The organism is Cellulosimicrobium sp. BMG9.23, assembly GCF_059159985.1.
Genome location: NZ_JBZGBZ010000003.1, coordinates 290,174 through 314,224, shown reverse-complemented (window position 1 = coordinate 314,224; position 24,051 = coordinate 290,174). Strand labels below are relative to the sequence as shown.

17 protein-coding genes and 1 pseudogene are annotated in these 24,051 nt (G+C 74.0%); 7 read left to right on the top strand and 11 right to left on the bottom strand.

Annotated features, from left to right (window positions below; translation table 11 throughout):
- Positions 1–224: 224 nt before the first annotated feature.
- Positions 225–1,577 carry an 8-oxoguanine deaminase gene (locus AC4H2G_RS05805; RefSeq protein ID WP_494364805.1) on the bottom strand — a complete coding sequence of 451 codons (1,353 nt, stop codon included), beginning with the start codon at positions 1,575–1,577 and terminating at the stop codon, positions 225–227.
- Between the two features lie 283 nt (positions 1,578–1,860).
- Here AC4H2G_RS05805 and AC4H2G_RS05800 point away from each other — a divergent pair, with 283 nt between their 5' ends.
- On the top strand, positions 1,861–3,075 hold the full coding sequence (locus AC4H2G_RS05800; RefSeq protein WP_494364804.1) for a cation:proton antiporter: 1,215 nt from the start codon (positions 1,861–1,863) through the stop codon (positions 3,073–3,075).
- A 44-nt stretch (positions 3,076–3,119) separates the two neighbouring features.
- Here AC4H2G_RS05800 and AC4H2G_RS05795 read toward each other — a convergent pair whose 3' ends face one another.
- The 3 genes from AC4H2G_RS05795 to AC4H2G_RS05785 form a co-directional block, all read right to left on the bottom strand.
- Positions 3,120–4,436: a family 16 glycosylhydrolase gene (locus AC4H2G_RS05795; protein WP_494364803.1), complete on the bottom strand. Its 1,317-nt coding sequence runs from the start codon at positions 4,434–4,436 to the stop codon at positions 3,120–3,122.
- Between the two features lie 223 nt (positions 4,437–4,659).
- On the bottom strand, positions 4,660–5,994 hold the full coding sequence (locus tag AC4H2G_RS05790; protein ID WP_494364802.1) for an NYN domain-containing protein: 1,335 nt from the start codon (positions 5,992–5,994) through the stop codon (positions 4,660–4,662).
- A gap of 9 nt (positions 5,995–6,003) precedes the next feature.
- The gene (locus AC4H2G_RS05785; RefSeq protein ID WP_494364801.1) at positions 6,004–7,101 is read right to left on the bottom strand and encodes an AI-2E family transporter; all 1,098 of its coding nucleotides are present in this window, start codon (positions 7,099–7,101) and stop codon (positions 6,004–6,006) included.
- A 258-nt stretch (positions 7,102–7,359) separates the two neighbouring features.
- On the opposite strand from AC4H2G_RS05785, the gene AC4H2G_RS05780 reads away from it, so the two are divergent.
- The 4 genes from AC4H2G_RS05780 (at position 7,360) to AC4H2G_RS05765 (ending at position 10,850) form a co-directional block, all read left to right on the top strand.
- Positions 7,360–8,166: an alpha/beta fold hydrolase gene (locus AC4H2G_RS05780; protein ID WP_494364800.1), complete on the top strand. Its 807-nt coding sequence runs from the start codon at positions 7,360–7,362 to the stop codon at positions 8,164–8,166.
- Positions 8,167–8,328: 162 nt separating this feature from the next.
- The gene (locus AC4H2G_RS05775) at positions 8,329–9,630 is read left to right on the top strand and encodes an MFS transporter (protein WP_494364799.1); all 1,302 of its coding nucleotides are present in this window, start codon (positions 8,329–8,331) and stop codon (positions 9,628–9,630) included.
- Positions 9,627–10,220, top strand: a complete 594-nt coding sequence (locus tag AC4H2G_RS05770; RefSeq protein ID WP_494364798.1) for a sugar O-acetyltransferase — start codon at positions 9,627–9,629, stop codon at positions 10,218–10,220. Before AC4H2G_RS05775 ends, AC4H2G_RS05770 begins: the two co-directional genes overlap by 4 nt.
- A 3-nt stretch (positions 10,221–10,223) precedes the next feature.
- On the top strand, positions 10,224–10,850 hold the full coding sequence (locus AC4H2G_RS05765) for a TetR/AcrR family transcriptional regulator (protein WP_494364797.1): 627 nt from the start codon (positions 10,224–10,226) through the stop codon (positions 10,848–10,850).
- On the opposite strand, the gene AC4H2G_RS05760 is transcribed toward AC4H2G_RS05765, so the two are convergent.
- The 4 genes from AC4H2G_RS05760 to AC4H2G_RS05745 all read right to left on the bottom strand — a co-directional run bounded on the left by AC4H2G_RS05760 (position 10,847) and on the right by AC4H2G_RS05745 (position 19,672).
- Positions 10,847–17,977, bottom strand: coding sequence for a DUF7927 domain-containing protein (locus AC4H2G_RS05760; protein WP_494364796.1), 7,131 nt, complete (start codon positions 17,975–17,977; stop codon positions 10,847–10,849). The two genes, AC4H2G_RS05765 and AC4H2G_RS05760, sit on opposite strands and share 4 nt — an antisense overlap.
- A 131-nt stretch (positions 17,978–18,108) precedes the next feature.
- Positions 18,109–18,924 carry an S-methyl-5'-thioadenosine phosphorylase gene (locus AC4H2G_RS05755; protein WP_494364795.1) on the bottom strand — a complete coding sequence of 272 codons (816 nt, stop codon included), beginning with the start codon at positions 18,922–18,924 and terminating at the stop codon, positions 18,109–18,111.
- A 74-nt stretch (positions 18,925–18,998) separates the two neighbouring features.
- A complete protein-coding gene (locus tag AC4H2G_RS05750) occupies positions 18,999–19,346 on the bottom strand; it encodes a HepT-like ribonuclease domain-containing protein (protein WP_494364794.1) in 348 nt (115 codons plus the stop codon).
- A complete protein-coding gene (locus AC4H2G_RS05745) occupies positions 19,343–19,672 on the bottom strand; it encodes a nucleotidyltransferase family protein (protein WP_494364793.1) in 330 nt (109 codons plus the stop codon). Before AC4H2G_RS05745 ends, AC4H2G_RS05750 begins: the two co-directional genes overlap by 4 nt.
- A gap of 107 nt (positions 19,673–19,779) precedes the next feature.
- Here AC4H2G_RS05745 and AC4H2G_RS05740 point away from each other — a divergent pair.
- A pseudogene (locus tag AC4H2G_RS05740) lies at positions 19,780–20,037 on the top strand (HNH endonuclease); the annotation flags it as partial.
- A gap of 119 nt (positions 20,038–20,156) precedes the next feature.
- Positions 20,157–21,209, top strand: coding sequence for an NAD-dependent epimerase/dehydratase family protein (locus tag AC4H2G_RS05735; protein ID WP_494364792.1), 1,053 nt, complete (start codon positions 20,157–20,159; stop codon positions 21,207–21,209).
- Positions 21,210–21,236: 27 nt separating this feature from the next.
- Here AC4H2G_RS05735 and AC4H2G_RS05730 read toward each other — a convergent pair whose 3' ends face one another.
- The 3 genes from AC4H2G_RS05730 to AC4H2G_RS05720 are packed head-to-tail and all read right to left on the bottom strand — an operon-like array spanning position 21,237 to position 23,969.
- Complete coding sequence (locus AC4H2G_RS05730; protein ID WP_494364791.1) at positions 21,237–22,007, bottom strand: alpha/beta fold hydrolase; 771 nt, start codon at positions 22,005–22,007, stop codon at positions 21,237–21,239.
- Entirely contained in the window at positions 22,000–23,193 is a 1,194-nt protein-coding gene (locus AC4H2G_RS05725) for a sensor histidine kinase (protein WP_494364790.1), read from the bottom strand. The genes AC4H2G_RS05730 and AC4H2G_RS05725 overlap by 8 nt, the downstream gene beginning before the upstream one ends.
- Entirely contained in the window at positions 23,190–23,969 is a 780-nt protein-coding gene (locus tag AC4H2G_RS05720; protein ID WP_494364789.1) for a response regulator transcription factor, read from the bottom strand. The genes AC4H2G_RS05725 and AC4H2G_RS05720 overlap by 4 nt, the downstream gene beginning before the upstream one ends.
- Between the last annotated feature and the right edge of the window lie 82 nt (positions 23,970–24,051).

Genomic DNA, 24,051 nt, shown 5'->3' with positions numbered 1-24,051 from the left:
CCGGATCGGGTCCGTCGGCGCGCCGACGGGCTGCGCCGAACCCGGGGTTATGTGGCGATCGAGCCGCCGAAGCGCGCATAGCCCCGGGTTCGGCACACGACGACCCGTAACCCCGGTTCGGCAGGCGGCGGTGGCGAACCCCGGGTTGTGCAGCGATCAAACCCCCGAACGGCCCGTAACCCCGGGTTCGGCAGACGCGGTGACGCACAACCCGGGGTTCGGCGTCAGCCCGCGACGAGACGGCGCGCCGCGGCGGAGTGCTCGGCGATCAGCGAGCCCAGGTCCAGCCCGGGGATCGCGCCGTCGACGACGCGCCACTCGCCGCCCACCATGACCCGGTCCGCGCGGTCGGCGCCGCACAGCAGCAGTGCGGCGACGGGGTCGTGCGTCCCGGAGAAGCGCAGCTCGTCGAGCCGCCACAGCGCGAGATCGGCCTGCTTGCCCACGGCGAGGACGCCGAGGTCGTCCCGGCCCAGCACCCGGGCGGACCCGCGGGTCCCCCAGCCGAGCGCGCGCGTCACGGGGATGTCCGCGCCGTACTTGAGCCGCTGCAGGTACAGCGCCTGCCGTGCCTCGAGGATCATCGTCGACGCGTCGTTCGACGCCGAGCCGTCCACCCCCAGCCCGACGGGCGCACCGGCGTCCTCCAGCTCCACGGCTCGGGCGATGCCGGACGCGAGGCGCATGTTCGACGTCGGGCAGTGCGCTACGCCCGTCCCCGCCGCACCGAGCCGGCGGACCTCGTCGTCGTCGAAGTGGATGCCGTGACCGAGCCACGCGCGGTCGGTGAGCCAGCCGACGGACTCGAGGTAGTCGACGGTGCGCAGGCCGAAGCGCTCGCGGCAGAAGTCCTCCTCGTCGATCGTCTCGGCCAGGTGGGTGTGCAGGCGCACGTCGAGCGCCTCGGCGAGCGCCGCGCTCTCCCGCATCGCCTCGGTGGTCACGGAGAACGGCGAGCACGGCGCGAGCGCGATCTGGACCTGGGCGCCGGCCCCGCGCTCGTGGTACGTCTCGACGAGGCGGCGCGAGTCCTCGAGGATCACGTCGAGGGTCTGCACGACCGACTGCGGCGGCAGGCCGCCGTCTTCCTCGCCGAGCGTCATCGACCCGCGCGTGAGGGTCGCGCGCATCCCGAGCTGCTTCACGACGCCGACCTGGATGTCGATCGCGTCGTCCAGACCGGCGGGGAACACGTAGTGGTGGTCGGCCGCCGTCGTGCAGCCGGACACGAGCAGCTCGGCGAGCGCGACGGTCGTGGCGAGCTCGTGGTCGCGCGGCGTGAGGCGCGCCCACACCGGGTAGAGGCGCTGGAGCCAGGGGAACAGCGGGGCGTCGGCGACCGGCCCCCAGGCTCGGGTGAGCGTCTGGTAGAAGTGGTGGTGCGTGTTGATCAGGCCGGGCGTGAGCACGTGCTGCGACGCGTCGAACGTCTCGTCGACAGGGGTCGCCGGCGTCCCGTCGGAGGGCACGACCTCGGCGACCACGCCGTCCTCGACGACGACCCCTCCGCGGGCGTCGGTGCCGGAGTCGTCGGCGGTGAAGACGCCGAGGGGGTTGCGGATCCAGAGGCGGGTCATGGGCTCTCCTGGTGGCTGGTCGGTGCGTCCACGGACGGCACCGCAGACACGACGCGGCGCCTCGGGGCGCCGGCTCAGTGGTCCTGTCTGCCGATCCAGGGGCCGACGGCGGAGCCACCGGCTGGTCATCGACCGTAGGCCGAAGCTGCCGGCCTGGTCAATCACCGGTCAATCACCCGCCGCGTGCCGCGCGCTGCGGCACGGCCTGCGGGATGCTGTTCCGGCACCGTGATCGCCAGTGGCGGCACGGCCACCCGTGACCACCCGTGACCGCAGGAGCAGCGTGAATCCTTACGCCGACCTCGTCCCCGTGTTCGTCGTCGCTTTCCTCGCGCCGCTCCTCGTCGGTCTGAGCCCGTTGCGCGGCCGGGTCCCGCAGGTCGTCCTGCTGCTCCTCGGCGGGGTGGTCATCGGACCGGAGCTCCTCGCCCTCTCGAGCCCGGGCTCGGTCACGCTGCTCTCCGACCTCGGCATGGGCTTCCTCTTCCTGCTCGCCGGGTACGAGCTCGAGCCGGAGCTCCTGCGGCGACCGGTCGGGCGCAGGGCGGGCGGCGCCTGGGTCACGTCGTTCGCGCTCGGCGCGGCCGCGATGCTCCTGCTCCCCGGCCACCAGCCGCCCGAGCTGCTCGCCGCGGGGGCGATCGCCCTGACGACGACGGCCCTCGGCATCGTGCTCCCGATCCTGCGGGACGCCGGCACGCTCGGCACGCACCTCGGCCGGTCGGTGCTCGTTCTCGGGGCGATCGGCGAGCTCGGCCCGATCGTCGCGATGGCCGTGCTCCTCGGCACCCGCAACTCGGGTGCCGCCACGCTCCTCCTCGTGCTCTTCGCGGTGCTGTCGGTCGCTCTGGCGACGCTGCCGGGCCGGTTCACGAACGGGTTCGGCGGGCGCCTCATGTCCCTGACGGAGCACGGGACCGGCCAGAGCACCCTGCGCCTCACGGTGCTGCTCCTCGTCGGGCTCCTCGCGATCGCGCAGTCGCTCGGGTTCGACGCCGTCCTGGGGGCCTTCGTCGGCGGCATGGTCCTGCGCCGCTGGGCCCCGGGGAACGTCGTCGCGCTGGAGAAGAAGCTCGACGCCGTCGCGTGGGGCGTCTTCATCCCGGTCTTCTTCGTGAGCTCCGGGATGGGGCTGGACGTGGTGTCGATCGTCGCGAACCCGCTCCTGCCGATCCTCTTCCTCGCGGCGATGCTGCTCGTGCGAGGCGGGCCGGTGCTCCTGTGGTTCCGCGGCGAGCTGCCCCGGACCCCGCGCGTGCAGGCCGCGCTCTACTCGACGACGACGCTCCCCCTCCTCGTCGCGCTCACCGAGATCGCGGTCGACGACGGGGCGATGCCGAGCGACATCGGGGCGGCGCTCGTCGGCGCGGGCGTGCTCTCGGTCATCGCGCTGCCGCTGATCGCGAGCCGCCTCGGACGACGGGCGAGCGACGACCCGGCGGCCGGCGGGACCGTCGACGACGACGGTCCCGCCGACGAGGTCGTCGAGACGGTCTAGCCGTACCGACCTGTCAGGTCAGCACGTCTCGTCCGCCGGTCGGGTCACAGCCTCCACTGCTGCGGCGAGCCGCCGTGGCACGGCCAGATCTGGAGCCGCTGCCCTGCCCGCAACGGCTCTCCCCCGGTGGCGTCGAGGCACTTGCCGGACTGCGGGTTCCGCAGCGCGCTGCTCCCGGCGTCGTACACCCACCGCTGGGCACCGGAGCCGTTGCACGTCCACACCTGCACGGCCGTCCCCTGCGCGGTGCCGCCGCCACGCACGTCGAGGCACTTGCCGAGGGCGCGCACCGACCCGTCCGACCCACGGGTCCACGACTGCGCCGCGTTGCCGTTGCACCCGACGATCTGGACCTGGTTGCCGTCGCTCGCATCGGCCCACGGCACGTCGACGCACATCCCGTTGGCGGCCCGGATCGTGCCGGTCCCGGTCGGGAGCCCGGTACCGCCACCGCCACCCCCGCCACCGGCACCCGAGCCGTTGTCGTACACCCGCACGTAGTCGACCTTCATCTGCTGCGGGAACTGGGTCGAGCCGTCGGGGTAGCCGGGCCAGTTCCCGCCCACGGCCACGTTGAGGATCATGAAGAAGTCGTGGTCGAACGCCCACGGGTTGCCGCGCGTGTCGGCCGACGTGATGGTCTGGTAGGGCTGCCCGTCGACGAGCCAGGTGATGGACCCCGGCTTCCAGTCGACGGCGAACGTGTGGAAGTCGTCCGCGAACGACCACCCCTGCGGGTGCTGGAAGCTGCCCGTGAGCGGGTTCCCGCCCGAGTAGCCCGGGCCGTGCAACGTCCCGTGCACGCGGTGCGGCTCGTACCCGACGTTCTCCATGATGTCGATCTCGCCCGAGGCCGGCCAGCCCACGTTGCCGATGTTCCCGCCGAGCATCCAGAACGCGGGCCAGATCCCCTGTCCGCGCGGGATCTGGATGCGCGCCTCGACGCGGCCGTACTGCGGCTGGTGCTTCCCGGCGGTCGTCATGCGCGCGGACGTGTACGACCCGTTCGCCTCGCGTCGGGCGGTGATCACGAGGTTGCCCTGGCCGTCGAGCGCCGAGTTGGCGCGCGACGTCGTGTAGTTCTGCAGCTCGTTGTTGCCCCAGCCGCTCGCGCCGGTCTCATGGTTCCAGCGGGCTGGGTCGGGGGCCGAGCCGGCGGCGCCGTCGAACTCGTCCGACCAGAGCACGTCGCCCGGAGCGGCCGCGAGCGACACGGCGGGCACGCTCGCGGGGACGGGGCCCGGCGATGCCGCGGCCGGGACCGCGAGCGCCGTGACCGAGGCCGTCAGCATGGCGAGGCCCAGGACCGCGGCCCGCGAGGCGGTGGTACGGGACAGGGAACTGCTTCGTGCGTGGTGCATCGAACCTCCGTGTCCGGCGGCTGCTCCGTCACAAGCCGCCTGCGTCGCCCTCGGCGCAGATCACGCTCGGTGCGACTCTGCACCGGGGCCGGTGGGCCGCTCGTCGGCCCTCCGGCCCCGACCCTACGAGGCGCGCCGAGGTTCGTGCAAGCGCTCCCACACCGTGGATCCGGGAGCGATCGTCCGCCGGCGACGGCGGGGCCGTCGAGGCGGTCGAGGCCCGTCAGGCCGCGGTGACGAGGTAGTCGTCGGCGTCGTCGTCCCACGCGAGCGACACGGCGCCCGCCGCCTGCGCGGCCTTGCAGAACTGCAGGAAGCCGCGGTAGCCCAGCGCCTTCTCGCTGAAGTCGGGGCGCTTCTTGCGGATGGCGTTCTTCAGCCCGGACAGCGCCGCCGACCCGCCCTCCTCCTGCACGACCGAGCGCAGGAGCTCGAACGTCGTGCCCGAGTCACCCTGCGCGGGCAACGACACCTCGGGGTCGCCCGTGGCCGGGCCGGGCGCGAGCTCGACGAACCCACGATCCGCGAGGAACCGCAGGAACTCGCCGAAGGTGCGGAAGCCGTAGTCCGCCTCGCTGAACGTCGGGTCCTTGCGCAGCAGGGTCCGCTTGAGCACGGACGCCGTGACCGCACCGCTCGTGGACGCCTCGAGGTCGGCGAGCGTCTGCGCGACGCGCACCTCCATCGGGACGTCCTCGCCGGCCGGGGCGTCGTCGTCGGTCTGCGTGACGCGTGCGGCCTCCCCGGACGACGACGGCGCCGCCTCCGCGAGAGGCGTCGCCTCGCCGTCGACCTCGCCGGAGCGCGTCGTCGTGGGCTCGCCCCGGCGCGCGGCGCGGCCGACGGCCTCGCCGAGCTCCGCGAGCTCGGTGATCGCCGCCGCGGGGGTCTCGGCGGCGGGCTCGGCGATCTCGGTCGCCGCCCCGGCCGCCGCCCCTGCCGTCGCCCCGGTCTCGTCCGCGGCCTTCTTCCGCGTGGCCGTGCGGCCGCCGCGGCGCGCCTTGGCCCCGCTCCCGGCCGCGGCGGGCTTGTCGGCGCCCGCCCGTGACCGCACGCTGCGGGGTGCCGGCTCGTCGGGGACGTCGACGCCCTCGAGACGGTCGTAGAACAGGAACTCGTCGCACGCGGGCGGCAGGAGGCGCGACGTCGACTTCTCCACCCCGACGCCGATGACGCGCTTGTTCAGCTCGCGCAGCTTGTGGACGAGCGGGGAGAAGTCGGAGTCCCCGGTGCACATGACGAACGTCGAGATGTAGTCGCGCTCGAACGACATCTCGATCGCGTCGACCACCATCTTGATGTCGGCCGCGTTCTTGCGCGACGCGCCCATGCGCTGCGGCATCTCGATGAGCTCGACCTGGTGGCGGGTCAGCGAGCGCCGGTCCTCGTCGAAGTACGACCAGTCCGCGTAGGCGCGCCGCACGACGACGCGGCCGCGCACGGCGAGCGCGTCGGCGATCGGCCCGAAGTCGAACGTCATGCCGCCCAGGTGCTCGCGCGCGCCGAGCGCGAGGTTCTCGTAGTCGATGAAGACGGCCAGGCGTTCCTCGGTGTCCATCCCCTGAGCCTAGGGGGCCGCGACGGCCCCCGCCGCGCCGGCCCCGTCCCCGCGCTCCCGCGCGTCCCCCGCCGCGTCGGGACCCGCGCCCGACCGCCCGACGTGCCGGACGGCGTCGCGCACGATGACCGTGAGCGGCGCCGAGAGCATCGCGCCGAGCAGACCGGCGAGCGCCGCGCCGACGATCGTCGAGGCGAGGTTGACGATCGGGTGCAGCCGCAGGCGGTCGCTCGTGAGCTTGGTGAGCACGAGCGTCTGCAGGACGCTCTGCACGAGGAGGATCACCAGGAGGAGCCAGAGCGCCGTCCCGGGCCCGTGCGCCCCGAGCGCGATGAGCACGGCGAAGGCACCCGAGAAGATCGCGCCGATGTAGGGGATGTACGACGTCACGAACGTCACGAGCGCGATCGACGCCGCGAGCGGGACGTCGAGCACGAGCGCCGCGGCGCCGATGAGCACCGCGGTGAGCGCGCTCGACGCGGTGATCGCGCCGAAGTAGCGGCCGAGCGTCGTCGTGGCCTCGGCGAGCACCACGTGGCCCGACGTGCGCCCGACCCGGGTGTACCGCGCGACGCCGTCCTCGATGCGCGCCCAGTCGGCGAGCATGTAGTAGAGGAAGAAGACGGCCACGAGCGTCCCCGCGACGAACGCCGCGAGGCTCGAGAACACGCTCCCGAACAGCCCGGCGATTCCGCCGAGCGCGTCGGAGGTGCCGCCCGCGAGCTGCTCGGGCGACAGGTTGAGAGCGGACAGGTCGAGGTCGACGCGCGCGTCGACCTCGGCGAGCCCGGTGGAGACGCGCTCGGCGATCTCCTCCGACTGGTCCAGCACCCCGACGACGGTGACCCAGACCGCGACGACGAGGAGCGCCGCGAGCCCGACGAGCACGGCTGCCGCACCGATGCCCCGCGGGACGCCGGCCCGGTGCGCCCGGTCGACCACCGGGTGCATCAGCACGCCGAGCACCGCCGCGACCACGAGCGGCACGACGAGACCCGAGAGCGCGGCGAAGGCGGCGTACGCGATCGCGGCCGCGACCACCAGGCCCACGACCGCCCAGGCGCGACGGCCCGCGCGGACGAGACGGTCGTCGTCGGGTGCGTGCACGGGGCGCTCCTCGTCGGCAGGGTGCCAGGGCCGCCCCGGCTGGTCGTCCTCGCATCATCGCGCCTGGTCGCGCGGGGCGCGCGCCGACCCGTGCGCCGCCCGCCGAACCCGGGGTTACGGGCGGTTCGGGCGCTGGAACGACGCACGATCCGGGGTTCGGCACCGCGCGGGCGGCGATGAGTCCCGCACGCGCCGACGGTCCACCCCTGCGGCGGCCCGTCCGTCGCGCCCGACACACCCGCACCCGAGGGAGCAGCCATGACCGAGCACGTCACCACCAGCCGCGGCGACACCGTCGCCTACGACCGCCGCGGCCAGGGGCCGGCCCTCGTGTTCGTCGTGGGGGCCGGGCCGTTCCGCGCGATCGACCCGTGGACCACGGAGACGGCCGAGCTGGTCTCGGCGCAGGGTGTCACGACCGTCGTCCTCGACCGGCTCGGGCGCGGGGAGAGCCCTGCCGAGGGGACGCTCGACCTCGAGCGCGAGCTGGCGGCGGTCGCGGCGACGATCGCGGTCGCCGACGGCGGATCGGGTCGCGGCGCGGTGCTGTGCGGGCACTCGTCTGGGTGCACGATCTCGCTCGCGGCGGCGCACGCCGGCCTGCCGGTCACCGGTCTCGTGCTGTGGGAGGCGCCGCTCGGGGACGACGCCGCGGCGACGAAGGCATGGATCGACGAGTTCGAGCGGCGGCTCGACGCCGAAGACCACGTCGGCGCGCTCGAGCAGTACATGAAGGACATGCCGCCGGAGTGGCTGGACGGCATGCGGCAGTCCCCCGACTTCGAGCAGCTCGCGCGGGGGTCGCGGAGCCAGCGCGCGGACGGGGAGTCGCTCGTGTGGGCGACGGCCGCGATCGAGGACGGCACGCTCGCGAGCGTCGACGTCCCGGTGCTCGCGGTGTACGGGACGTCGACGTTCCCGGAGATGGTCTCGTCCGCCCAGAAGGTCGTCGCCGTCGTGCCGGACGGCACTGCGCGCGCCGTCGCGGGCGCGGACCACACGTGGGAGCCCGCGGCGATGGCCGACGAGCTGGTCCGCTTCGTCCGGGCGACGTCCGCGGACTGAGCTCGACCTCGACACCCGCTCGGTGCCGAACCCGGGGTCGTGGGCCGATCAGACGCTGAATCGGCCGGTATCCCCGGGTTCGGCGGCGTGCGGGCTGCGACCGGCCGGTCTGCGCACCGGCAGATGCGGACCACCGCGGCTGCTATGTGTACGATCGTACGCATGACTTCCGTGCCCGCGACGCGACCCGCGCTCGTCGACCGCCGCGCCCGCACCGCGGTCGCGCTCCTGTTCCTCACGAACGGCGCGCTGTTCGCCAACCTCATCCCGCGCTACCCCGAGATCAAGGACGCCCTGGAGCTCTCCAACGCGACCTACGGGCTCGCCGTCGCCGCCTTCCCGGCCGGCGCGATCACCGCAGGCCTCGCGGCGGCGCCGCTGCTGCGGCGGTTCGGCTCGGCGCAGGTCGCCGTGGCAGGCACGATCCTCACGGGCCTCGGCGTGCTGCTCGCCGGGGTCTCGCCGTCGCTCGCGGTGCTCGTCGCCGCGCTGTTCCTCGCGGGGGCGATGGACTCGTTCACCGACGTCGCGCAGAACGCGCACGGCCTGCGCGTCCAGCGCCGCTACGGGCGCTCGATCATCAACTCGTTCCACGCCGTCTGGTCGATCGGCGCCGTCCTCGGCGGGCTGATGGCCGCGGCCGCGATCGCCCTGGACCTGCCGCTCGGCGTGCACCTCGCGATCACCGCGGTGCTGTTCTCCGCCGTCGCGCTGTTCGCCCGGCGCTGGTGCCTGCCCGGCGCGGACCTCGCCGACGACGAGCTCGCGGGCGCCGAGGGGACCGCCACATCCGGCGTCGGGCAGGCCGCCGCGCGCGTCACCGGCCGCACCGTGCTGCTGCTCGGCGCGCTCGTGCTCATCGCGATCGCCGGCACCCTGGTCGAGGACGCCGGGAACACGTGGGCCGCGATCTACCTGTCCGAGTCGCTCGGAGCGGTCGCGGAGGTCGCGGCGTTCGGGTTCGTCGCGCTCGTCGGGGCGCAGTTCGTGGGGCGCCTGGTCGGGGACCGCATGGTCGACCGCTTCGGCCAGCGTGCCGTCGCGCGGGCCGGCGGCCTGCTCATCGCCGTCGGCGTCGGCCTGGCTCTCGCCCTGCCGAGCGTCCCCGGCACGATCGCCGGCTTCGCGGCCGCCGGGTTCGGCACCGCAACCCTCGTGCCCGCCGCGATGCAGCAGGCGGACGAGATCCCCGGCCTGCGGCCCGGGACGGGCCTCACGCTCGTGTCGTGGCTCATGCGGCTCGGGTTCCTCGCGTCGCCGCCGCTCGTCGGCCTCGTCGCGGACGCGTCCAGCCTCCGCACGGGCCTGCTCGTCCTGCCGCTCGCCGGCATCCTCGTCGTGGTCCTCGCCGGCGTGCTCGCCCCGCGCCGCGCCTCCGCGGCCGGCACTCCCGCGGACGCCGGTACGGTCGGTCCCGCACCCGACGCGCACCGCGCGTCCCAGCCCGAGGAGGCCTCCGCATGACGACCGACTACTTCGCCGGGGACGACCGCACGAGCTACGAGCGCATGGCCGCGGGCGACCTGTACATCGCCGACGACCCGGCCATCACGGCCGGGGTCCAGCGCGGGCTGCGCCTCGTCGACGCGTTCCACCGCGCCGTGCTCGACGGCGACGGCGACACCACGCGCGCGCACGAGATCCTCACCGAGCTGCTCGGCTCGCTCGGCGAGGACGCGTGGGTCAAGCCACCGCTAGCCGTCGACTTCGGCAGCAACGTGCACCTCGGCGCCCGCACGTTCGTCAACTCCGGGCTCATCGCGCTCGACGTCGCGGCGATCACGATCGGCGACGACTGCCTGATCGGACCGAACGTCCAGCTCCTCACCCCGACCCACCCCGTCGACCCGCAGCCCCGGCGCGACAAGCTCGAGGCCGCCGAGCCCATCACCCTTGGCGACAACGTGTGGCTCGGCGGCGGCGTGATCGTGTGCCCCGGCGTGACCATCGGCGACAACACCGTGGTGGGCGCGGGCGCCGTCGTGACGCGCGACCTGCCCGCGAACGTCGTGGCCGTCGGGAACCCGGCGCGCGTCATCCGCGAGAACATCTGAGCCGTGACCGCACCTGCCTCCCCGCAGGCGCCGCGGCCCCGGCGCCCCAGGCGCCACGACCCCGACCGGCACGACCGCATCGTCGACGCGTGCCTCGACGTCGTCGCCGAGCACGGCGTCGCGGGCACGTCGCACCGGCGCGTCGCCGCCGCGGCGGACGTGCCGCTCGGCTCGATGACGTACCACTTCGCCGGGATGGACGAGCTGCTGCGCGAGGCGTTCGGTCGCTTCGCGCGCGAGTCCGCCGGGCAGTTCGAGCGTCGTCTGGCCGAGGCCCGGACCCCTGAGGAGGCCGTCCAGGCCGTCACGACGCTCATCACGCACGACGTGTTCGCGACCGAGCGCGACCTCGTGCTCTCCCACGAGCTCTACACGCTCGCGGCGCGCGACCCCGCCTACCGCACGCTGACGAACGACTGGATGCGCCGCAGCCGCGAGGCCCTCGGGCGGCACTTCGACCCCGCGACGTGCCGCGTGCTCGACGCGTTCATCGAAGGCATGACCATCCACCTCGCCCTCGACACCGAGCCGCACGACGACGTCGACGTCCTCGGCGCCGTCCGTCGCCTCACCGCCGTCCCCGCCCCGGACGCGGGCGACCCCGTGCGGCGTCGCCCGCGCTCGGGCTAGGACCGCGCGCCAGTCCCGAGCCCACGCCGCCGCGAGCGCCGGAGCAGACCGGCGCCCAGGCCGAGGAGGACCACGGCCGCGGCGAGCAGAGCGGTGAGGTCGCTCCCCGTCCTCGGGAGCTGGTCGTCGGGAGTCGGCGGCACCGGAGTCGGCGGCACGGGCGTCGGCGGCGCGGGGTGGACGGTACAGGTCGGGTCGTCCGCCGCGCACTCGTCCGGCGGGTCCTGACCCGGTGCGAGGACGAAGTTCGCGAGCGAGTCGTCGCCCCGCTCGCCGTCCGGCAGCACCGTCACCGAGTAGCTCACCGTGACCGTCGCCCCCGGGTCGACGGACCCGGTGATCGCGATCGTCGTGCCCTGGACCGTGGCGGTCAGTGCGCCCGGGGGGTCGACGACGACGCTCGCCTCGTCGAGCGTCGCGTCGTCCAGGACGCCGGACAGGTCGTCCACCTGGTCCACCGTCGCCGGCGCCGTCCCCTCGTTCGCGAACGACAGCGTGTAGGTCACCGTCTCGCCCGCCGAGACCTCCGTGCCCGACGGCGGGTCGGCCGACTTGGTGACGACGAGGTCCGCCGCGGGCACCTGGGAGTCGGAGCACGTCGCGTCGACGGCGTCGTCGGCGGGGACGCACGCCGCGTTCCGGAGGACCGTGTCCCCGCCGCCCGTGTAGGTCACCGAGTAGGTGATCGTCACGGACGCGCCCGGCTCGAGCGGACCCGTCCACGACAGGTCCGGCTCGGTGTACGTGAGCTCGCCGACGTCGGGCTCCACGGTCGCCGAGTCGTCCCACGTCGCGTCGTCGAGCACGTCCGTCAGGTCGTCCGACACGCTCGCCGGCGCGGCGTCCGTGAAGACCCCGGGCCCGACGTTCGTGACGACGACCGTGTAGGTCACCACGCCGCCCACGGCCGGGAGGTCCGTCTGGTCGGCGGTCTTCGTGACGGTCAGCCCCGGGAGGTCGAAGTCCACGACGGCGCACGGCTCACCGGTCGTGGGGTCGACGTCGAGCAGCACGACCTCGGGCGGGACGCACTCCGGCGGGACCGGCGTGTCCGGGTCCTGCGGCTGCCAGGCGACGTTGCGCACGGCGCGGTCGCCGCCCGACGTCAGCGTCACCGAGTACGTCACCGTCACCGACTCACCCGCCGCGAGGGCACCCGTCCACGACAGCAGCGGCTCCGCGTACGAGAGCTCACCGGAGTCCGGGTCCGCCACCGCGTCGTCGTCGTACGTGCCGTCGTCCAGCACACCGCTGAGGTCGTCCAGCACGACGGCCGGGTCGGCGTCGGTGTAGTCGCCGGTGCCCGTGTTCGTCGCCGTGACCGTGTAGGTGACCGTGTCACCCACGCGCGTGTCCGGCGTCGCGTCGGAGGTCTTGGCGATCTCCAGCGCCTTCACCGGGTGCACCGTGCACGTCGGGTCGTCCGTCACGCACTCGGTCGGCGGGTCCTCACCCGTCGCCACGACGACGTTCCCCAACGAGTCGTCCCCGCGCTCGCCGTCGGGCAGGACAGCGACCGCGTACGAGACCGTGACCGTCGCGCCCGGGTCGACCGCGCCGGTCACGACGATCGACTCCCCGTCGACGGTCGCGTCGAGCGCACCCTCCGGGTCGACGACGAGCGAGTCGGGGTCGAGCGTCGCGTCGTCCAGGACTCCGGACAGGTCGTCCGTGTGGTCGACCGCCGCGGGCGCCTGGCCGACGTTCTCGAACGTCAGCGTGTAGGTCACCGTGTCGCCCGCCGCGACGGACGTGCCGTCCGCCGGGTCCGCGGACTTCACGACCTGGAGCTCGGGGATGGGCGTGACCGTGCACGCGGGGTCGCCCGTCGCGCACTCGTCCGGCGGGTCCTCACCCGGGACGACGAGGAAGTTCGCCGCGAGGTCGTCGCCGCGCTCGCCGTCGGGCAGGACCGTGACGGTGTACGTGACCGTCGCGGTCGCGCCCGCCGCGAGCGTGCCGCCGATCTCGAGCTGCTCGTCGGTCGGACCGGTCGCCGTGACCGAGGCGGTGTCCGACGTCGGCCCGGAGGTGAGCTCCGCGTCGTCGAGGACGCCGGACAGGTCGTCGACCCGTGCGACGTCGGCTGTCGCCGCCCCCGTGCTCGTGATCGTCACGGTGTAGGTGAGCACCGTCCCGGCCGCGACCGGGTCCGTGGACGCCTCGACCGACTTCGCGTACTCGACCGCCGCCACGGGCGTCACCGTGCAGTCGGGTGCCGCCGGGTCCGTCGGCACGCACTCGGGGCCCGGGGGCGGGTCGTCGTCCGGGCCGAGGAGGAAGTTCGCGGCCAGGTCGTCGCCGCGCTCGCCGTCGGGCAGGACCGTGACCTCGTAGGTGACGGTGTACTCCTCCCCCGCCGGAACCGTGCCCGTGACCGCGATCTGCGTCCCGTCCAGGGTCGCGTCGAGGTCACCGACGCCCGGCGCGGGGTCGGTCGTGACCTCCGCGTCGTCGAGGACCTGCGAGAGGTCGTCGACGGCGTCGACCGTCGCGCCCGCCTCACCGTCGTTGCGGAAGTGCAGCGTGTACGTCAGCGTCGACCCGGCGACCACCGGGTCGTCCGACGCCGACACCTCCTTCCACGCCGTCAGGTCCGCCGCCGGCACCTGCGACTCCGCACAGGCGTCTGCCGCGTCGACCGCCTCGTCCTCCGGGACGCACGCGGTGTTCGTCAGGCTCGCGTCGCCGTCGCCCGTGTACGTCACGGAGTACGTGATCGTCACCGACGCGCCCGCCGCGAGCGGCCCCGACCATGCCAGTGTCGGGTCCGTGAAGGTCACGGCCCCGACGTCCGGGGTCACCGTCGCGTCGTCGTCCCACGTCGCGTCGTCGAGCACGTCCGTCAGGTCGTCCGACACGCTCGCCGGCGCCGTCTCCGTGTAGTCCACGTCGCTCGTGTTCGTCACGACGACCGTGTACGTCACCGCCGTCCCCACCGCAGGGATCTCGGTCGGGTCCGACACCTTGGTCACGGCGAGCGACGGCAGCTCGAGATCGGCGGGCGCGCAGGGTTCACCCGTCACCGGGTCCAGTCCCGCCTCGGTCGGCGGGTCGCACGCGGGCGTCACGGGAGTGTCCGGATCGGAGGGCTGCCACGCGACGTTCCGCACGTCGCGGTCGCCGCCGGACGTCAGCGTCACCGAGTACGTGAGCGTCACGGACTCGCCGGCGGGCAGCGGCCCGGACCAGGTGAGCAGCGGCTCGGCGTACGACGGCGGGATCGCGCGGTCCGACGTCGCGTCGTCGTTGTACGTGCCGTCGTCGAGGACGCCGCCGAGGTCGTCCACCACGACGGCCGGGTCCGCCACCGTGTAGTCGCCGGTCCCCGTGTTCGTCGCGGTGACCGTGTACGTGACCGTGTCACCCACGCGGGTGTCCGCGGTCGCGTCGGACGTCTTCTCGATCGCCAACGCGGTCACGGGGTGGACCGTGCACGTCGGATCGTCCGTCGCGCACTCGTCCGGCGGGTCCGTACCCGTCGCCACGACGAAGTTCCCGAGGGAGTCGTCCTCGCGCTCACCGTCCGGGAGGACCGTCACGGTGTACGCCACCGTCGCCGTCGCGCCCGGGTCCACCGTGCCCGTGATCGTGAACTCGTCGCCCGTCACCGCACCCACGACGACCGACGCCGTGTCCGACGCCGGCCCCTCCGTGAGCGACGCGTCGTCGAGCACGCCAGACAGGTCGTCCGTCTGGTCCACCGTCGCAGGGGCAGTGCCCTGGTTGGCGAAGGTCAGGGTGTAGGTGATCGTGTCGCCCGCCGCGACCGTCGTGCCCGACGCGGGGTCCGCCGACTTCGACACCACCAGCTGCGGCACCGGGTGCACCGTGCACTCCGTCGACTCGTCCGCGCAGTTCGGGTCCGGGTCGTCGCTCGGTGCGAGCACGTTCCCGAGCGAGTTGTTGCCGCGCTCGCCGTCGGGCAGCACCGTCACCGTGTACGTCACCGTCGCCGTCACGCCCGGATCGACGGTCCCGGTGACGGTGAACGCGTCGTCGATCACGCCGTTCGCCACGAGCGAGGGCGTGTCCGACGTCGGCCCCGCGGTGAGCGAGGCATCGTCCAGCACGTCCGCCAGGTCGTCCGTGTAGTCCACCGTCGCCGCGGCGGTGCCGCTGTTCGTGAACGTCACCGAGTACGTCACGGTGTCGCCGGGCTCCACCGCCGTCCCCGCCGCGGGGTCCGCCGTCTTCGCCACGACCAGCTCCGGCACCGGGTGCACCGTGCAGGTCGGGTCCTCCGCCACACACTCGGCCGGCGGGTCCGTGCCCGACGGAATGACGAAGTTCCCCAACGAGTCGTCGCCGCGCTGGCCGTCCGGCAGCACCGTCACCGCGTAGGAGACGGTCACCGACTCACCAGGACCGACCGTGCCGGTCACCGCGACCGACTCGCCGTCCACCACGGCGTCCAGCGCGCCCTCCGGGTCGACGACCACCGAGTCCGCGTCCAGCGTCGCGTCGTCCAGCACGCCGGACAGGTCGTCCACCTGGTCCACCGTCGCCGGCGCTGCGCCGTCGTTGGCGAACGTCACGCTGTAGGTCACCGTGTCACCCGCGACCACCGTCGTCCCCGACGCGGGGTCTGCCGCCTTCGTCACGACGAGCTCCGGGACCGGGTGGACCGTGCAGCGGACGTCGAGGTCGGTGCAGGACGGGTTCACGGAGCCCGACGGCGCGAGCAGGTTCTCGAGCGAGTCGTCGCCGCGCTCGCCGTCGGGCAGCACCGTCACGGAGTAGGAGACCGTCACCGTCTCGCCCGGGTCGACGGACCCCGTCACCACGACGGACTCCCCGTCCACCGCGGCGTCGAGCGCGCCGTCGGGGTCGACCACCAGGGATCCCTCGTCGAACGTCGCGTCGTCGAGCACCTCGGACAGGTCGTCCGTGTAGTCGACCGTCGAGGCCGCCGCGCCGTCGTTGCCGAACGTGAGCGTGTACGTCACGGTGTCGCCCGCGAGGACGGTCTCGCCGTCGGCCGGGTCGGACGTCTTGTCGACGAGCAGATCGGGGGTCGGGACGATCGTGCCCGCGCACTGGTCCGCCGGCGTCGTGGTGTCCTCGACCGGGACGCACGCCTCGTTCACGAGCGTGAAGTCCCCGCCGCCCGTGTACGTGACCGAGTACGTCAGCGTGACCGAGGCGCCCGCCTCGATCGGGCCGGACCACGACAAGGTCGGTTCGGAGTACGTGAACGCGCCGACGGCGGGGTCCGCGGTCGCGTCGTCGTTCCACGTCGCGTCGTCGAGCACCTGCGTGAGGTCGTCCGACACGGTCGCGGGCGCGGTCTCCGTGTAGCCGACGTCGCTCGTGTTGGTCACGACGACCGTGTACGTCACCGTGTCGCCCACGGCGGGCTGATCGGTCGTGTCGGCGGACTTCGTCACCGTCAGCGACGGCAGCTCGAGCTCGGCCGGGGCACAGGGCTCGCCCGTCGTTGGGTCGGTGCCCTCAGGGGTCGGCGGGTCGCAGGCCGGGGTCACCGGCGCGTCCGGGTCGGCGGGCTCCCACGCGACGTTGCGCACCTCCCGGTCCCCGCCGTCCGTCAGCGTCACCGAGTACGTGAGAGTCACCGACTCCCCCACCGGCAGCGGGCCGGTCCAGGACAGCAGCGGTTCGGCGTATGACGGCGGCTCACCCGTGCTCGCGGTGGCGTCGCCGTTGTACGTGGCGTCGTCGAGGACGCCGGAGAGGTCGTCCAGGAGAACCGCGGGGTCGGCCTCGGTGAAGTCGCCCGTCCCCGTGTTCGTCGCCGTCACGGAGTAGGTCACCGTGTCGCCGACGCGCGTGTCCGCGGTGGCGTCCGAGGACTTCTCGATCGACAGCTCCGGCTCGCTGAAGAACTCGACCTCGGCGCACGCCGGCGCGAGGAGGCCGACGAGGTCGACGACGTTGACGTCCGGGCAGTTGGTGTACGTCACCGGCGACGTCTCGGCGCCCTGCGGCGAGTCCGACGTGACGTCGACGGTGACGGTGCACGAGACCTCGCCGGTCGCAAGCACGCCGTCGGACACCGTGATGGTCGATCCGCCCGCGGCGACCACCGTGGTCGCGTCGCACGTGCCGCCGACGCCGCTCGGGTCCGCGACGACGAGGCCCTCGGGCAGGTCGTCGGTGAACCCCCATCCGACCTTCTGGGACAGCTCGGACGAGTTGGTCACCGTGAACGTCAGGGTCGACGTCCCGCCGACCGGCACCGAGGCCGGGGAGAAGCTCTTGTCGAGCTGGGGCGTCACGTCGACCAGGCGGATGTTGTCGATCGCGTGGTCGTTGCCCTGGCTGCTCCCCGTCGCGTTGCGCAGCACGAGGCCGACCTCCGCGCCGGCGGGCACGATCTGGGACCCGTTGGAGTAGAACGTCCCCGCCCGGACGTAGGTGCCGCCGTCGCCCCAGGAGTTGTCGGGCGGCAGGGTCGGCGAGGTGTACGACGTCGTGCTCGGGTCCGTGCACGCCGTGATCGGCGCGTCCTGCACCGGGTGCTCGACCCCGCCGTACGTGAGGAAGAAGTTGAGGCGGGAGTTGTTCTGCCCGCCCAGGTACTCGCACGAGACCTCGGCGATGTCGACCGAGAACGTGAGGAACCGGTTGGACGGCACGCCCTGCACCAGCGCGCTGCTCACCGTCTGCAGCTCGACCGAGTTCGGCGCGGGGTCGAGGAGGTGGGTGTACGCGGTGAGTGCGCGGTTCGCCTGGGTCTGGGCGTCCGACGCGTTCACCGGGGCCTCGTCGGTCCCGCCCGGTACGCCGGCGGCGACCTGGCCGAGCACGTCGGCGAGGCGGCGCGTGTTCTGCTGCGCGTACGAGGCGGTGACGTCGTCGGGGCACGGTGAGCCCGCCACGGAGTAGCTGATGATCGTGCCGTTGCAGTCGACCTGGTCGAGCCACGGGTCCTCGGCGGTGTAGGTGACGCCGTCGGTGCCGGGGTAGCTCGGGAGCCACTCCGCCGTCCCGACCGCGCCGTTCTCGAAGTCCTCGAGGAAGACCTCCACCGGATCGCTCGGCACCCCCGGGTTGCCCGGCGCCGCGAGCGCCGGCTCCGCGGTCGCGAGCATCCCCGCACCGATCGCGGGTGCGACGACCAGCGCCCCCGCCAGCACCGTCGCCGTCCATCTCGTCGTCCGCACGCGCAGCTCCTCGTCACCCGCCCCCCGGCCGTCCGGCCGCCGCATCTCCCGATGGGCGGCACCTCGTGGTGTCCTCTCTACCACCAGCGGACGTGCGTGGCCCGCCGAGAGCGCGACGCCCGCCGCTGCACCTACGGCAGCTCGAAGGGCAGGTCGAGACCGTCGAGCACCTGCCGGCAGGAGCACTCGTCGTCAGCAGGCAGCGCCGCCACGACGTCGTGCAGCACGTCGGTGAGAGCGACGACGTTGCGCGCGAACGCCTCGAGCACCGCCGCGTGCGTCACGGACGTCCCGACGTCGACGCCCGCGTCGGCGTCGGTCACGAGCGCGAGTGTCGTGTAGCAGAGCGCGAGCTCCCGCGCGATCGCCGCCTCGGGCATGCCCGTCATGCCGACGACGCTGCCCCCCTCGGCGGCGTTGCGCCGGGACTCGGCGCGGCTGGAGAAGCGCGGACCCTGGATGACGACGAGCGTGCCGCCGTCGACGGCGGGTAGCGCGCCGGCCCGGGCGGCACGCACCGCGGCGACGCGCCCGCGCGGGCAGTACGGGTCGGCGAACGGGACGTGCACGACCGCGCCGACGTCGTCGTACACGGTGTGCGCGCGGCCCCACGTGCGGTCGACCACCTGGTCCGGCACGACGACCGTCCCCGCCGTGAGCTCCGGCCGGAGCCCGCCCACGGCGGACGCCGACACGACCTGCCGGACGCCCAGGGACCGCAGCGCCCACAGGTTCGCCCGGTAGTTCACGCGGTGCGGCGGGACCCGGTGGTCCGCCCCGTGCCGCGGGAGGAAGACGACGGGTCGCCCCGCGAACGTGCCGCGGCTCGGCGGGTCGGACGGGTCGCCGAACGGCGTCGTCACGGGGACGGGCTCGGGGTCGTCGAGCAGGCGGTAGAGGCCGGAGCCGCCGAGGATGCCTACGGGTGCGGTCGTCGCGTCGGTCACCCGCGCCACGCTAACCGGCCCCTGCCCGACGCCGCCCGGTGGCGCCGTCGTTCGACCACACCGTCAGCAGATCGTCAGCCGCCTGACCGATACCCGCCGTGCGGACGCAACGCCTCAGCGAGTGACGGCAGATAGGTCTGGACGACGTCGCGTACGACGGCGACGTCAACTCCGAAGTACTGGTGCACGAGAATGTTTCGGAACCCTCGGATCTGCGGCCAAGCGATCTCGGGATGGGCATCGGTGAGCTCTGCGGGTAGGTGGTTCGCCGCCTCGCCGATGATCTGAAGGTTCCGCTCGATGGCGTCCTCTGCCATGTCGACAACACCGTCGTCGCTGTCGTCGAGAGCGCGGACGTAGCGCTGGCACCGGTCTACAGCGTGCAGGATGTCGGCTATCCGCTGGTCGGTCCCGCGACTCACAGCGCGACCGCGTCCTCGAGCGCCGTCTGCGAGACCGGCTGCTTGAGCAGCTGCACCGGGAACACGTCGATGTCGTCGCGCCCGAACAAGGCCCGCGTCTCGTCCATGAGGCCGGACGCACGCATCAGGAGGTTCCCGTCTGCAGGATCCATGTCGACGAGGATGTCGATGTCACTGCCCTCCTGCGCGGTGCCGCGAGCGACGGAGCCGAACAGCCTCGGACGCGTCGCTGCGTACCTGGCCAGGAGCTCCTCGAACTCGTCGCGGCGCACCGTGATGACCTCGCGCAGGGCGAGCGTCTCGGGAGACACAGCGATCTTCGGCATGTCTCCAGCGTACCGAGGCAGCAAGCCGGCAGGTAGAGCGGTATCTACGGCGCAGCGCTGACCCGCGCGCTCGTGCTGGGCGGTGGCGAGGGGGTCACGCTGCGGTCCCGTGGAGCGAGGACAAAGCGATCCGCCTCGATCCGACCAACGGCATGTGCCTGGCACCCTTCGTCGATCGTGCCTTCGACGCCGGTTACCTGACGATCACGGTGGAGGGGAACACTGCGGTCCGTCGGGACAAGATCGTCGAGGACCCGATCCTCAGAGCAGAACTAGCGAGAGTCGACGGAGCGGAGCTCGCGAAGCCGACGGCAGCACCGCCTGACCCCGCGACGTTGGGCCGTCGACTCGAGCTCGGTAACTGACGCTATGTAACGTTGCGCAGTCGTTCACGAATCGTTCCCGGTGAAGCCGTCAGACGACCGTCAGCCTCTCTGGCCCGGTCAGGGCGGCGCCGGGCGGTGCGGGCGGTGATGCTTGAGGCATGCGCATCCTCGTCACGGGCGGGGCGGGCTTCATCGGCACCGCCACGACCCGCACCCTCGTCGCGGCCGGCCACGACGTCCTCGTGCTCGACTCGCTGCGTCCCGACGTCCACGGCGACCGGCCCGACCCCGCGCTTCCCGACGGCGTCCCGCTCGTCCGCGCCGACGTCCGGGACGCCGACGCGGTGGGCGCCGCGCTCGAGGGGCGGGACGTCGTCGTGCACCTGGCCGCGAAGGTGGGGCTGGGGGTCGGGATCGACGACGTCGACGACTACGTCTCGTCGAACGACCTCGGGACCGCGGTGCTGCTGCGGGCCGCGGCCGCGCAGGTGCGGGTGCCGCACGTGGTGTTCGCGAGCTCGATGGTCGTCTACGGCGAGGGCGCGTACGCGTGCGACGAGCACGGCGCGGTGCACCCGCCCCCGCGCGCGGAGGCGGACCTCGCGGCCGGGGTGTTCGACCCGCGCTGCCCGGCGTGCGGGCGCGTCCTGGTGCCCGGCCTGGTCGCAGAGGACGCGCCGTTCGACCCGCGCAACGTCTACGCCGCGACGAAGGTGCACGGCGAGCACGTGCTGGCCGCGTGGGCCCGCGCGACGGGGGCGAGCGCGACCGCGCTGCGCTTCCACAACGTCTACGGACCGGGCATGCCGCGCGACACCCCGTACGCCGGAGTCGTGTCGATCTTCCGGTCCGTGGCCGCGCACGGCCGCGCGCCCCGGGTCTTCGAGGACGGTCGCCAGCGCCGCGACCTGGTGCACGTCGACGACGTCGCGCGCGCGGTCCTCGCGGCGGTCGAGCAGCCGCAGGCGAAAGGGCTCGTCGAGGCGTTCAACGTCGGGTCCGGCGTGGTGACGACGGTCGGGGACGTCGCGCGCCGCGTCGCCGCGCTGCTCGGAGCGCCGGAGCCGGTCGTCACGGGCGAGTGGCGCGCGGGCGACGTCCGGCACGTCACCGCGTCGAGCGAGAAGGCCGCGCGCGTCCTCGGCTGGCGCGCGCAGATCCCGGCCACTGAGGGCCTGGCGCAGCTCGTCGCCGCGCCGAGCACGACCTGAAGGTCGCGAGGAGCGCCAGAACGACCTTCAGGTCGTGCTCGGCGAGGCGGGCTGCAGCGCGTGCACGAAGGCCGTGACCTCCGCCGCGACCAGGTCCGGGCGCTCCCACAGGACGAGGTGGCCGACGTCGTCGAGCACGACACCGCGCGCCCGGGGTATCGCGGCGACGAGGCGGGCGTGCGCGTCGGGGAGGAGGTCGTCGCGGCCGCCGCTGAGCACGAGCGTCGGCACCGTGACGGTCCCCGTCTCCAGCGGCGGGACGGACCGGTACAGCCCTTCGAGGGAGTCCTGCCACACCCTCGCCGGGATCGCGGCCCCGTCGCGGACGCGGGCCTCCAGGTAGTCCTGGGGCACCGGGTGGTGCAGCGGGAACCACGCGAGCGACTCGCGGACCCAGCGTTCCCCGACCGGGTCGGCGAGTCGCTCGACCTCGTCGGCGAACGGAGGGCGGCCCCGCAGGTCCGCCGGCGAGCCGACGAGCACGAGACCGTCGAGCAGCCGGGGGTGGTCGACGGCAAGCTGTTGCGCCACGTACCCGCCGCTGGACGTGCCGAGCACGACCGTGCGCGTGCCGTCGTCGAGCCGTCTCAGGACGTCGGCGCAGTGGTGCGCGAGGTCCCGGACGGACCAGCCCGAGCTCGTGCCGCGGGCCGTGCCGTGCCCCGGGAGGTCGACCGCGACCGACGGCAGCGTCGCGGGCAGCGCCGCGACGAGGCGGTCGAAGACCCCGGCGGCCTCGCCCCAGGCGTGGACGAGCAGCAGGCGACGGCCACGGGGTCCGCCGGCGTCGTCAGGCACGGCCGACCGCCGGCAGCCGCACCTCGACCCGGCAGCCCGCGTCGGACGACTCCACGTCGAGGCTCCCGCCGTGCCGGTCCACGACCTGGTCGACGAACGCCAGCCCGAGCCCGTCGGCCCCGTCCGCGCCCTCGCCGACTTGGAAGCCCGGCCTCGTGAGGTGCGGCAGCGCCTCGGCGGGGATGCCGCCGCACGTGTCGTGCACGACGACGCGGACCGCTCCGTCGACGAGTCCCGCCTCCATCGTCACGAGCCCGATCGGCGAGCCCGCCCGCGCGAGACCCGCGGTGCGCTCGTCCGACCGGCCGCTCGCACGGACCGCGTTGGTCACGAGGTTGTCGAGGACCCGCTCGAGCTCGTCCGGGTCGCCCGCGACCAGCACGCCGTCCTGGACGTCCACGCGCAGCTCGACACCGACCGATCGCGCGACCGGCCGGGCGTGGGCGGCGACGCGGCCGAGGACGTCCGCGAGGTCGACGTCGAGCGATGCCGGCCGGGGCCGGGGGCGGTCGTGGCGCGCGAGCTCGGCGAGGTCGTCGATCATCCGCGCCATGCGCTCCGTCGCGGCGACGATCCCGTCGAGCGCGGGCGCCGGGTCCGGGAACACGCCGTCGCGCAGCCCTTCGGCCGCCGCACGGACGCCCGCGAGCGGCGAGCGCAGGTCGTGGCTCACGAACGCGACGACCTCGCGGCGCGCCGCCTGCGCCGCGCGCTCGCCCTCGCGTGCCGCCTCGAGCCGTCGGCGCGTCTCCTCGAGGTCCGCGACGACGCTCGCCAGCTCGGCGGTCGCCGGACGAACTGCCGGGGCCTGCGCGTCCTCGGCCCCCGCGCCCACGGCGACCCGACCGGCCGGTTCCGCCTCGTCGCCGAGCCGGCGGGCGAGGACGCGGACCTGCCGAGCGTCGTCGGCGACGGTCCGGCCGAGGACGAGCGCGATCACCACCGCCAGGACCGACGACGCGCCCAGCACCAGCCGGACCACGCCGGCGTCGTGCTCGGACAGGAACATCGCCGACACGTTGACGGACAGCGCCACCACGACGGCCGCGAACGGCACGAGCGCCGCCACGACCAGGGCGAGGACCAGCGAGACCCTCCGTGCCGAGCGGACCGCCCACGCGCCGAGCAGGCCGACGACCACGGAGCACCCCGCCGTCACGGCGAGCATGAAGCCGACGTCGGTCACGGCGCCACCCCCTCCCCCGCGCGTCCCGCGCCGACCGGCACGGCCAGGGTGTAGCCGGCGCCGCGGAGATTGACGATCAGCTCCGGCTCCGCCGGGTCGTCCTCGAGCTTGGCGCGCAGCCGGCGCACGTGGACCATGACGGTCGAGTCGTCGCCGAAGCTCCACCCCCACACGCGGCGCAGCAGCTCGGCCCGCCCGAACGACCGCCCGGGCTGCCGCGCGAGGAAGTGCAGGAGCGCGAATTCGCGCGGCGTGAGCGGCACGGTCCGCCCCCGGTACGTCGCGGTGCGGTCCGCGCCGTCGACGACGAGGTCGCCCACGACCACCCGCGTCGGCGCGTTCTCCACGAGCACCGGCCCGCGCCGCAGGAGCGCCTCGACCCGCAGGACCAGCTCGCGCGCGTCGAACGGCTTGACGACGTAGTCGTCCGCCCCGACCTCGAGCCCGCCGACCCGGTCGTCCACCGACCCCAGCCCCGACAGGAGGAGGACGGGCGTGCCGTCCCCGTCCGCGCGCCGGCGCGCGAGCAGCTCGAGACCCGACCGCCCGGGCAGGCGCACGTCGAGCACCACCGCGTCGGGCTGCCACGTCCGCCACGTGCGCTCGCCCTCGACCGCGTCGGTCGCCGTCCGGGCGGCGTACCCGGACGCGGTGACGTGCGCGGCGACGCTCGCCGACGTGAGGGCGTCGTCGTCGACGACGAGGACACGCGGCACCGGGCCCGACAGGGCGACCGGAGAGGCGTCCCCGGGGGCGTCGTCCGCGGCTGTGCTCATGCCTGCACAGTAGCCCGGAGCCCGTCGCCGCCCCGCCGGGACGGCCGTCCCACGGCCCGACGCCGCCGACCGTCAGCCGATC

Coding starts and splice junctions, on each gene's coding strand:
- AC4H2G_RS05805 (WP_494364805.1), bottom strand. CDS start 1,577: ATGACCCGCCTCTGGATCCGCAACCCCCTCGGCGTCTTCACCGCCGAC.
- AC4H2G_RS05795 (WP_494364803.1), bottom strand. CDS start 4,436: ATGCACCACGCACGAAGCAGTTCCCTGTCCCGTACCACCGCCTCGCGG.
- AC4H2G_RS05790 (WP_494364802.1), bottom strand. CDS start 5,994: ATGGACACCGAGGAACGCCTGGCCGTCTTCATCGACTACGAGAACCTC.
- AC4H2G_RS05780 (WP_494364800.1), top strand. CDS start 7,360: ATGACCGAGCACGTCACCACCAGCCGCGGCGACACCGTCGCCTACGAC.
- AC4H2G_RS05775 (WP_494364799.1), top strand. CDS start 8,329: ATGACTTCCGTGCCCGCGACGCGACCCGCGCTCGTCGACCGCCGCGCC.
- AC4H2G_RS05770 (WP_494364798.1), top strand. CDS start 9,627: ATGACGACCGACTACTTCGCCGGGGACGACCGCACGAGCTACGAGCGC.
- AC4H2G_RS05745 (WP_494364793.1), bottom strand. CDS start 19,672: ATGCCGAAGATCGCTGTGTCTCCCGAGACGCTCGCCCTGCGCGAGGTC.
- AC4H2G_RS05735 (WP_494364792.1), top strand. CDS start 20,157: ATGCGCATCCTCGTCACGGGCGGGGCGGGCTTCATCGGCACCGCCACG.
- AC4H2G_RS05720 (WP_494364789.1), bottom strand. CDS start 23,969: ATGAGCACAGCCGCGGACGACGCCCCCGGGGACGCCTCTCCGGTCGCC.